The organism is Terriglobia bacterium, assembly GCA_020073205.1.
In the GTDB taxonomy this organism is placed as follows: Bacteria; Acidobacteriota; Polarisedimenticolia; order Polarisedimenticolales; family JAIQFR01; genus JAIQFR01.
In genome coordinates this window covers 1-9,324 of record JAIQFR010000137.1, presented here as the reverse complement: position 1 = coordinate 9,324, position 9,324 = coordinate 1, and the positions used below count along the sequence as shown (strand labels likewise).

9 protein-coding genes and 1 pseudogene are annotated in these 9,324 nt (G+C 64.8%); 3 read left to right on the top strand and 7 right to left on the bottom strand.

Annotated elements, in window-relative coordinates; genetic code table 11:
- On the bottom strand, window positions 1–1,108 hold a 1,108-nt coding region (locus LAO51_18635; protein ID MBZ5640759.1), incomplete at its 3' end, for an ABC transporter permease.
- Between the two features lie 50 nt (window positions 1,109–1,158).
- Here LAO51_18635 and LAO51_18630 point away from each other — a divergent pair.
- Window positions 1,159–2,268, top strand: a complete 1,110-nt coding sequence (locus tag LAO51_18630; GenBank protein ID MBZ5640758.1) for a hypothetical protein — start codon at window positions 1,159–1,161, stop codon at window positions 2,266–2,268.
- Window positions 2,269–2,423: 155 nt separating this feature from the next.
- On the opposite strand, the gene LAO51_18625 is transcribed toward LAO51_18630, so the two are convergent.
- Together LAO51_18625 and LAO51_18620 are read right to left on the bottom strand one after the other, a co-directional pair.
- Window positions 2,424–2,621, bottom strand: a complete 198-nt coding sequence (locus LAO51_18625) for a hypothetical protein (protein MBZ5640757.1) — start codon at window positions 2,619–2,621, stop codon at window positions 2,424–2,426.
- A gap of 187 nt (window positions 2,622–2,808) precedes the next feature.
- Window positions 2,809–3,024, bottom strand: a complete 216-nt coding sequence (locus tag LAO51_18620; protein ID MBZ5640756.1) for a hypothetical protein — start codon at window positions 3,022–3,024, stop codon at window positions 2,809–2,811.
- Window positions 3,025–3,125: 101 nt separating this feature from the next.
- Here LAO51_18620 and LAO51_18615 point away from each other — a divergent pair, with 101 nt between their 5' ends.
- Together LAO51_18615 and LAO51_18610 are read left to right on the top strand one after the other, a co-directional pair.
- The gene (locus tag LAO51_18615; protein ID MBZ5640755.1) at window positions 3,126–3,416 is read left to right on the top strand and encodes a nucleotidyltransferase family protein; all 291 of its coding nucleotides are present in this window, start codon (window positions 3,126–3,128) and stop codon (window positions 3,414–3,416) included.
- Window positions 3,413–3,754 (top strand): DUF86 domain-containing protein, encoded by a 342-nt coding sequence (locus LAO51_18610; protein MBZ5640754.1) that lies wholly within the window; start codon window positions 3,413–3,415, stop codon window positions 3,752–3,754. Before LAO51_18615 ends, LAO51_18610 begins: the two co-directional genes overlap by 4 nt.
- Window positions 3,755–4,138: 384 nt before the next feature.
- On the opposite strand, the gene LAO51_18605 is transcribed toward LAO51_18610, so the two are convergent.
- The 4 genes and pseudogenes from LAO51_18605 to LAO51_18590 form a co-directional block, all read right to left on the bottom strand.
- The gene (locus LAO51_18605; GenBank protein ID MBZ5640753.1) at window positions 4,139–7,765 is read right to left on the bottom strand and encodes a carboxypeptidase regulatory-like domain-containing protein; all 3,627 of its coding nucleotides are present in this window, start codon (window positions 7,763–7,765) and stop codon (window positions 4,139–4,141) included.
- Window positions 7,766–8,292: 527 nt separating this feature from the next.
- A pseudogene (locus LAO51_18600) lies at window positions 8,293–8,763 on the bottom strand (phenylalanine 4-monooxygenase).
- A gap of 12 nt (window positions 8,764–8,775) precedes the next feature.
- Window positions 8,776–9,117 carry a DUF86 domain-containing protein gene (locus tag LAO51_18595; GenBank protein MBZ5640752.1) on the bottom strand — a complete coding sequence of 114 codons (342 nt, stop codon included), beginning with the start codon at window positions 9,115–9,117 and terminating at the stop codon, window positions 8,776–8,778.
- Window positions 9,114–9,324 (bottom strand): nucleotidyltransferase domain-containing protein (locus tag LAO51_18590; protein MBZ5640751.1); only part of this gene is annotated, 211 nt, incomplete at its 5' end. The genes LAO51_18590 and LAO51_18595, both read right to left, overlap by 4 nt.

Genomic DNA, 9,324 nt, shown 5'->3' with positions numbered 1-9,324 from the left:
AGATGACTTCGATTTGACCGCCCGTCTCCCGGAAGCCAACCAGCATATTGTCGTAAAAACGTTTCGCATAGTACTGCAAGGCCTTCCAGCGCCCGAAGTAGTCAACGCTGGACCAACTGACAGCCGGCCAACAGTCATCGAACTGCCAAAACAGCGATCCCATTGAACGGGGCATGTTCTGCCTCAAATTCTCAGCCTCAATCTTGATGGCCTGCGCCTGAAGAACCTGGCTCAAGTAGACAAGGGATTCAAAATCTTTTGGCCGGGGGTAGTAACGAAGTATGTAATTCAGGATCCTTTGATTTCCTTTTGGGTCCTTCTGGTGGGCCAGAAGTGACGGTGAGTTAAGACTAAGATTCTCGGGACGGGCAAACGATTCCAACGTGTCGATGACAGGAAGCGACTGGAATCCATACTCACTCAAGAAACGAGGAGTATGTTGCAGAAAAGCCTCAATCGGGAGGTCTGCGTGCCAAACTCCCCAGAAGTGGACATCGCCGACCTTTTCGGAATGTGGTGGATCATCTTGGTTGGAACTGGGCGAACTGGGCCAATAGGGACGAACTGGGTCCAGTCTCGCACAGATTTCCTGCAGGGTTTCATGGAACAACCGCTGATAATTCTCCCAGAATTGAGCAGGGTATTTCTTCCTCCAGCCCCAATCGAACCATCCGGTTTCAATCTCATTGTTTCCGCACCATAGCGCCAGGCAAGGGTGGTTTCTCAATCGTGTGACGTTGTCTATAGCCTCCTGCCGGACGTTTTCAAGGAAAGCTTCGTCTGCTGGATATAATGTGCAGGAAAACATGAAATCCTGCCAGACAAGCAGGCCCATTTCATCACAAAGGTTGTAGAATTCGTCGTCCTCGTAGATCCCCCCACCCCAGACGCGGATCAGGTTCATGTGGGTATCCCGGCAGGAGCGGAGAAGATTCCGGTAACGATTTCCCGTCATGCGACTGGGAAAGGAGTCGGCAGGAATCCAATTTGTACCCTTGGCAAAGATCGGCCGGCCATTGACGACAAATTCAAAGCTCTTTCCCCATGAATCGGCCTGCTGGCGGAGTTCGACTGTCCGCAAGCCGATTTTGACAGTGGACCGATCCACAACCTTCCTCCAGCGGACTGAAGCTCGGGAGCGAGATCGACCAGGACGCGGTGAAAGCCGCGGCCAGGAAGCTCGCCGACTCGGGGGTGTTCGCGGAGGTCGGTTACGTCTTCACGCCGTCGGCCGAGGGGGCGACCGTGGAGTTCCGCGTCAGCGACGGCAAGAAGTTCGTTCCGTGCCGATTCGACAACTTCGTCTGGCTCGCTGACGACTCGATTCGCGACGCGCTGGCTTCCCGCGTTCCGCTGTTCAAAGGCGATCTGCCGTACGCGGGCACCCTGCAGGACGACGTGCGCGACGTCCTCTCGACCCTCCTCGAGGAGCGCGGTCTTCCGGGCACGGTTCGGGTCAGCCTCGTTGGAGACGAACAGAAGGGCATCGAGGCGGTCCAGTTCCGGGTTGAAGGGGTCAAGATCCGAATCCGTCGCCTCGACTTCCCCGGGGCCCGAGAGATCGATCCCGCGGTCCTCCAGGAAGCCGTCAAACCCCTCCTGGGCACCGATTACGACCGGTCGTTCCTCAACGCCTACCTCGCGAGGAACGTTGCCACGCGCTATCTGGAGCGGGGGTTCCTCCGCGCGGGGTTGGCGGATCCCACGGCGACGCCGATCCCGGGCGATCCGGGCGAGATCGCCGTCGCGGTCGCGGTCGCGGTCCGCGAGGGCCGGGCTTACCACGTCGCCGAAGTCCGATGGGTGGGTGGAGGTGTGATCGGGGAGAAGGAGCTGGCGAAGCAGGTCCACGTCGCTCCAGGGAACCCCGCCAACTCGCTGGTGCTCTCGAAGGACCTCGCGGGGATCCGCCAGGTGTGCGATGCGCACGGCTACCTGCGGTGCGACGTCGCCTTCGATACGATTTTCGACGACGAGGCGGGAACGGTGGTCTACGAGATCAAGGTCCACGAGGGCGAGCTCTACCGGATGGGGAAGCTTGATATCGAAGGGGTAGAGCCGGACCGGGTCGAGGTGCTCCGGAAGATCTGTCGGCTCAAGGAAGGCGACCCGTTCGACAAGTCCTACTGGGCGTCGTTCGTGCCCGAGGTCGGCTCCCGTCTCCCCGCGACCCCGGAGGGACGGACGGTCGGACTGAAGCAGACCATCGACGACCGGAAGAAAACGGTGGACGTCACGGTGACCATCAAGGCGAGAACTCGAACGTAGACTCGCGCGGTCCGCCTCGGTGTCCCTCCCATCCGGCGAGGCGGGCGGCGGCGGCTCCCGGGGAGCCGGTCAGGGCAGTTCGACGCGCGCTTCCGCCTGGGAACCGTCGACCATCGAGACGGTCACCGCCGCGCTCTTTCCCGCGGAGGTCACGGTCACGTCGTAGAGTCCTCCCGCGAGGGCCGACGGGTCGCGGCGCCGGACGCGTCGGTTCTCACCTGGTTCAGGTAGCGGACCATGTCGCTGCCGAGGAACGGCGGGTGCGGCCGCGCGTCCACGAGCGCGTCCGCGATCGGCTTGCCGTTGGCTTCGACGACGAGGACGCGGAGGGTCGCTCGGGCGCCGGATGCCATGACGACCTCGTTCGAGCCCGCGGGGTCCGGGCACCGGGAGGAAAATCGGTGTGTGTGGAGGGTTTCGGGGTAGAGGGCGAGGGTGACTTGGCGTTCCAGTACCGGACGCTGCCGCGGATTCGCAGCTTCGAGCTCCTATCCCCTGGCAGGCCGCGCGCTCGGTCGCTTTGCCCTTCCCTCTCCCTCCCTACAACGACAGCCGCTCGCTCCTCGCCCAGTAATCGAACCCCTCCGCCAGTTGCTCGAACGACTCGATGGCGTAGAGCAGCGGCTGGAGGTGCCAGACGTCGTAGTCCTGCTCCACGATCTCGCCGGGATCGAAAGGCCGCACCTCGACCGCGTCGGTCAGGCTGTGCTGCGCCTCCCTGAACGACGAGACGATCCCGTTCCCGTAGATCCTCATCCCCGCGGGCGTGAAGTACCCCTTCGCCCGGACTGGACTCGAGGCGCCATGGGACGCTATTCTCACGCTAGGAGTTTCGCATTCGGACCCGGGGAGGAGCCATGAGCACGCTCGATCTCATGCGGCAGCGTCGCGACGAGATACTTCGCATCGCGGCCAGACACGGCGCGCGCAATGTGCGGGTCTTCGGTTCCGTCGCACGGAACGCCGAGCGCGCCGACAGCGACGTGGATCTCCTGATCGAAGCGGGTCCGGAGACGACCCCATGGTTCCCCGCGGGGCTGATCGTGGACCTCGAGCCGGTGCTCGGGCGCCACGTGGACATCGTGACCGACCGAGGGCTGAACCCGCTCTTTCGCGAGCGCATTCTGTCGGAGGCGGTGGCGCTGTGAGCAACGATTCGATCCTGGTCCGTTACGTTCTGGAGTGCATCTCCCGGATCGAGGAGGATGCCTCCGAAGGCCGGGACGCCTTCTTCGCGTCGAGGAGAATCCAGGACGCCGTGGTCCGGAATCTGCAGATCATGAGCGAATCCGTGCAGCGGCTGTCCCTCGAGGCGAGGAATCTCACGCCGGAGGTCGATTGGCGTAGTCTCGCCGCGTTTCGAAACGTCCTCGTCCACGGATACCTCGGCCTCGACATGGAGAGGATCTGGAAGAGCGTGGAGGAAGACGTTCCGGACCTGAAGCGTTCCATGGTGGACTTGTCGGATCGGATCGGGGGATCGTAACGCCGGCAGCGTCTCGATCGTGCGGCTCGCCGTCGAGTCCCTGGTCCCGTTCTTCGACGTCATCGCATCCAACGCCCCGGCCGACCTCGGTATGCTCCCTCCAGTCCCGGACCCGGACAAGCCGGTTTCCCGCCGGCCGCCGTGGGCTGCCGACGTCGTGCAAGATGATTCTGTCCGGGCACCGGGAGGAAAATGGGTGTGGGTGATGGGCTTCGGGATAGAGGGGCGAGGGTGACATAGCATTCCAGTACCGGACGCTGCACGCGATCTTCCGCCAGACCTGCCGGTTCGGGTGCCACAAGGACACGCCGTGCCATGCCCGGCGAACCAGATAAAGAGAGAGGCGCCCACGGGCGCCTCTCTCTTCACAGGATGGACTTGCGCTTACTGGCCGACGACCAGCGCGTCGTCGAGGAACATGTTGTTCCCGTAAGCGCTGGTGGCGAGGAATCCCAGGTACACCGTGGAGCCCTTGTAGCTCGTGATGGTCACGGTGTGCTGCTTCCAGCCGGTGGAGCCGTCGTACCGGTTGATGGCCGAGCCCACGCTCGTCCACGTGGAGCCGTTGGTGGAGACCTGGGGCTGAATCTTGTCCGCGTACGTCGAGTAGCCGGTGTCGTGGTACATCCAGAAGGTCCACGTCACCGTCGTGTAGGTGCTCGCCACGGCGAAGCCGGAGGTCCGGTAGTACCGCGTGGCATTGCCGCTCGTCGCGTTGTAGCTGTTGAATTTGGCCATGTACGAGCCGCCGTGCACCGAGCACGTGGGGTAGGTGCCCGAGGTGACGAGGCTCCAGGTACCGGACGTCCCCGAGGTGTCCACCTGCGCCCAGCCGGTGCTGGCCTCGAAGCCGTTGGAGAAGAGCGTGACGGCGCCGCTGGCGGTTCCCGTGAAGTTCTTGCCGGTCACGTTGGCGCCGCTGATGGTCACCGACTGGTTGACGGGGCTGAAGGTGTACCCGGCCAGCGTGGGGGTCACCGTGTACGTGCCGTTGGCGAGGCCGGATAGCGTGTAGTTGCCGCTCGCGTCCGTCGTGGCCGAAGCGCCCGTGCAGGAAACCGCCACGCCCGAGAGGGCGCCGCCCGTGCTCTTCGTGATCGTGCCCGAGATGCTGTAGGTCGTGGTGGCCGTCGCCGTGAAGTTCTTCCCCGTCTGGTTGGCCCCGCTGATTGTGACGGCGAGGTTGACGGGGGAGAAGGTGTAGCCGCTCTTGCTCGGCGTCACCGTGTAGCTGCCGTTGTTCAGGCCGCTGAAGGTGTAGTTGCCGGAGGCGTCCGTGGTGGTGCTGGCGGTTGTGGCACCGGTCAAAGCCATCGATACGCCGGAAGCCGTTGCGCCGCTCACCGTGCCCGAGATGCTGTAGGTAGCCGCGGGCGGGTTGATGATCACGTCGTCCACGTACATGTAGGTCACCGTGGAGTCGGCGTAGCCGTCGTCGCGAACGGTGAAGAGGAGCCGGATCGTCGTGCCCGCGTAGGCGGCCATGTTGTAGGTCACCCGGGTCCAGGCGTTCTGGTTGTAGACTCCCTTGGCCAGCGGCGAGGCCAGCACCGTGCCGGACGTGTTGCAGATGTCCATCTCCTGCCAGTCGTAGCTGACGGTGTCGTTGTTCTGCGCGTAGTACCAGAAGGAGAGCGTGCCGCCGCCGGCGGGCACCGCCACGTTCTGGTAGAGGGTGCAGGTGGTGGCCGACCCGGTCGTGTTGTTCCCCAAGAGGTACGCCGAGTAGGTGCCGCCGTGCTTCTGGGCCGTGGAGGCCGTCGGGGCGAGAGTGCCTGCGCCGGTGCCCGCCGTCCAGCTGGAAAGGCTGCCGGTCTCGAAATCGCCGTTCACCACGCCGGAGGGAGGCGCGGAGGAGACGAAGTTGATCCCCGTGACGTTGGCGCCGCTGATCGTGACCGGCGTGCTGGTGGGAGAGAAGGTGTAGCCGCTCAGGCTCGGCGTCACGGTGTAGCTGCCGTTGCCGAGGCCGCTGAACGCGTAGGTGCCGCCCGCGCCCGTGGTCGTGCTTGCCGTGGCCGCCCCCGTGAGGTTCATCGTCACGCCGGAGGTCACCGCCCCGCTCACCGTGCCCGAGATGCCGTAGGTGGGACCCGTGGCGGTGGCCGACACGCACCCGGACTGGGCGGACTCGCACGTGCCCGTGGAGTCCACCGCCGTGACCTTGTAGGCGTAGGTGGTCCCGGCGCTCACCGTGCTGTCCGTGTAGGAGGAACCGGTCAGCCCGCTCGCCAGGAGAGTGAAGGTGCCTCCGGGGCACGTGCCGACATAGCGGTAGATCTTGTAGGTGGTCCCTGCGGGCGAGCCCGCCGTCCAGGTGACCTGGATCTGGTTGTTGGCTGGCGTGGTGGCGGAGCCGATGGTGGGCACGCCGGGGGGCGTGCAGCCGCAGGCGTCGAACTTGAAGGCGGCGACTCTCGTCTGGCCCGAGCCGCCGTACTCGGTGGTGAACCAGAAGGTGCAGTCGTCGGAGGGGTCCACGCCGATGCCGGCGTAGTCGCCCCACCGCTCGTTGTCCGTCTTCGAAGTGGTGGCGTCCACGATGACGTACTCGCCCTGGGGCATGGCGCCCGCCGGGTCCGTGGACAGGCGGCCCTTGAAGTAGGCCGACGGGTAGTAGGGGGAGGCAGTGCCCGTCCGCGTGTAGCCGATGGCGATGTTGCCCGAGCCGTCCATGGCCGCGGAGCCCACGGACCGGTGAACGTTGGCTTCGCCGCCCACGACGCCCTCCTGGAAGAGGGTCCAGTTGCCACCGCCGGTCTTGCGGACGTCGAACCAGCGAAGCGCTGCGTGGTCGGTGCCGTCCACGTCCGTCACGTAGCAGCCCACCAGGGTCTCGCGATCCCCGAAGTTGCGGTACTGGAGCGGGAAGTGGATGGGCTCGCGGATGGGGTCGATCTTCTGGGTCGTTCCGGGCTGGGGCATGCAGTTCCAGGTGGAGCCCATGCCGCACAGGGTCATGTCGTAGGGGCTGATCTGGACGCTCGGGAGGACGGTGAGGGTCGAGTTCGCGGGCGTCGCCCAGTCCACGCTCAGGGCCCACATCTCCAGAAGGTCGTAGGTCTTGTTGGTGACGCCGTCCTGCTGCGCCCGGTCACGGGGGCGCATGAAGAGGGCCGGCGCGCCGTCGGGGGGGGGCGTCATTCCCTGGACGGTGGCCGGGAGAACGAGTTGGAACCCGGAGTTGGGCATGGCCGTGACGGAGAACTTCTGGAAGGTGGCGGGCTGTCCGGCCAGCATCTTGGCACGGTCCAGGGCCACCACGTCCCGCTTCCCGGAGCCGCCCGCGTTGATGCCGACGAGGTAGGAGCCGCCGTTCCCGTTCTGGGGCCACACGCCGTACTTGGGGTAGTCGGGCGTGCTCGTCTCGACGTTGGAGAACGTGTAGGCGTACCAGGTTCCCGTGGGATCGCCGGTCGTGGAGACGTAGACGCACAGGTGCCCGCCGCTGCTGGGGAACTCGGAGATGATCCAGCGGTCGGCCGTCCGGTCGTAGAGAACGATGGGATCGCAGTAGCCGCTGTTGCAGGGCGAACCCGAGGCGAGGGATTGCAGCGTGAAGGTCTTCATGATGGCGCCCGTGCCCTTGTTCAGGACCTGGACGGTGGAGACCGACTGGTTGACGGCCTGGAGGAAGTGGTTCAGCCCGACGTCGCCGGTGGCGTCGGGGGGCGAAGAGATGGAGGTCTGTCCGGCGTAGTTGTGGATGAGCGTGCTGAAGCTCTCGGTTACAAAGCCGGACCCGGCCCGCTGCAGCTGGAGGAGGGGATCGACCCTCGGCTCCACCGGGTAGTTGATGGGGAAGAAGCCGTAGTCTTCACGGCGCTTCATCTCCAGACCGAAGTACTCGCGACCGAGTTGGGCTTCCGGGAGGTCCCTGACGACCGGGGAGATCGTCGGAACCACCGGCTCGCTCACGAAGACCGGCCCGCTCGACGGCGCGTCCTGCGCCATGGCAGCCATGCAGACGAAGGTTGCCAACAGCACGCCCAACACCAAGCGCTTTTTCATGAACACCCCCCATTCGCTCCTGAAACACCTCCGACTTCGACCCCCCCCGCACGCAAGGATGGATCAGGGACCACGCGACGGTCCGTACGTACTTGTTCCCGAGGTGCTCGCCCGCTCCATGAGCGCCTCGCCCTTGGGCGAAGGGTAGCCCGCGTCGGCGTCCTCCTCCACGCAGCGTTTCTCGTCGGCCCAGATCTTACACTCCAAATCGAGGTCGCCATAGCGCTTTCGGATCGCCGGTTCGAGGCGCCGCGCGCCCCGCGTCGGTCTTGTTGTCCGCGATCGGCCGGGTCTTGCCGAAGCCCTTGGCCAACAGGCGGGATTCGGCGACCCCCTTCGAGGACCAGGGTCTTCTTCCCCTCCTCGAAGACGGGAGGCGTCGTGTGGGCCAGGCACCGGGAGGAAAACGGGTGCGTGTGGAGGGTTTCGGGGTAGAGGGCGAGGGTGCCATAGCGTTCCAGTACCGGACGTTGCCGCGGATTCGCAGCTTCGAGTTCCTCAGGTTCGCTTTGTTCCTCTGTCCCTCCCTACAATAGCCGCTCTCCCCTCGCCCAGTCATCGAACCCGTCCGCCAATTGCTCGAACGACTCGATGGCGTAGAGCAGCGGCTGGAGGTGCCAGACGTCGTAGTCCTGCTCGACGATCTCTCCGGGATCGAACGGGCGCACCTCGACCGCGTCGGTCAGGCTGTGCTGAGCCTCCGAGAACGACGAAACGATCCCGTTCCCGTAGATCCTGAGCCCCGCCGGGGTTCGGATCATCCCGAACTCCACCGTGAACCAGTAGAACCGCTCGAGGCGCCACCGGTTCTTCCCCTCCGCCTTGAGCGCGCCCTTCCCGATCTTCTGGTAGAAGTCGGCGAACGTGGGGAGCGTGATCATCGGCGTGTGGCCGAACAGGTCGTGGAACAGGTCGGGGGCCGGCGTGCAGTCCAGCTCGTGGCGCGGGCGGATGTAGTCCGTCGAGGGGAAGACGCGGCGCGCGAGGAACGCGAAGAAGTCCTCAGCCGTTCACGCGTTTTCGAGCTCGCGACGCATCGCCTCCAAAGCGACCTTGACCGCCGGGAGGTCGTTCTGCACGATGTCCCACACACGCGGCACGCTGATCCCCAAGTAATCGTGCACGAGGACGTTTCTGAAGCCAACGAGACTCCGCCAGTCGACCTCCCGGTGGCTCGCCTTGAACGCATCGGGCAATTGCATGATGGACTGAGCCATCGTTTGCAGGTTGTGGAGAACGGCCCCCTGAATCAGATCGTTGCCACGGAACTCGCTCTCGCCGGCGGCGGTGAACCTCTCAACACGCTCGATGCACTCCAGCGCGTGCAGAACGAGAACACGGGGATCTTTCACACCGGCACCGCCTCGCGGAGAACTCGATCCTTCAACAAGCGGTGCAGCCCCTCCGGCTCGACCACGTCCACGCGCCGTCCGAGGATGGCTTCCAGGTCGGCCACGAGCCCCCCCGGGAAGAACGCCGAGTGCCGAGGGCCGACTTCCACGAGAAAGTCGACGTCGCTGTCGTCGCGCGCATCGCCGCGGGCGACCGAGCCGAACACC

Bases quoted from the DNA above. Each gene is read 5' to 3' on its own strand.
- LAO51_18625 (MBZ5640757.1), bottom strand. From the start codon at position 2,621: ATGGCATCCGGCGCCCGAGCGACCCTCCGCGTCCTCGTCGTCGAAGCC.
- LAO51_18605 (MBZ5640753.1), bottom strand. From the start codon at position 7,765: ATGAAAAAGCGCTTGGTGTTGGGCGTGCTGTTGGCAACCTTCGTCTGC.
- LAO51_18620 (MBZ5640756.1), bottom strand. From the start codon at position 3,024: ATGAGGATCTACGGGAACGGGATCGTCTCGTCGTTCAGGGAGGCGCAG.
- LAO51_18615 (MBZ5640755.1), top strand. From the start codon at position 3,126: ATGAGCACGCTCGATCTCATGCGGCAGCGTCGCGACGAGATACTTCGC.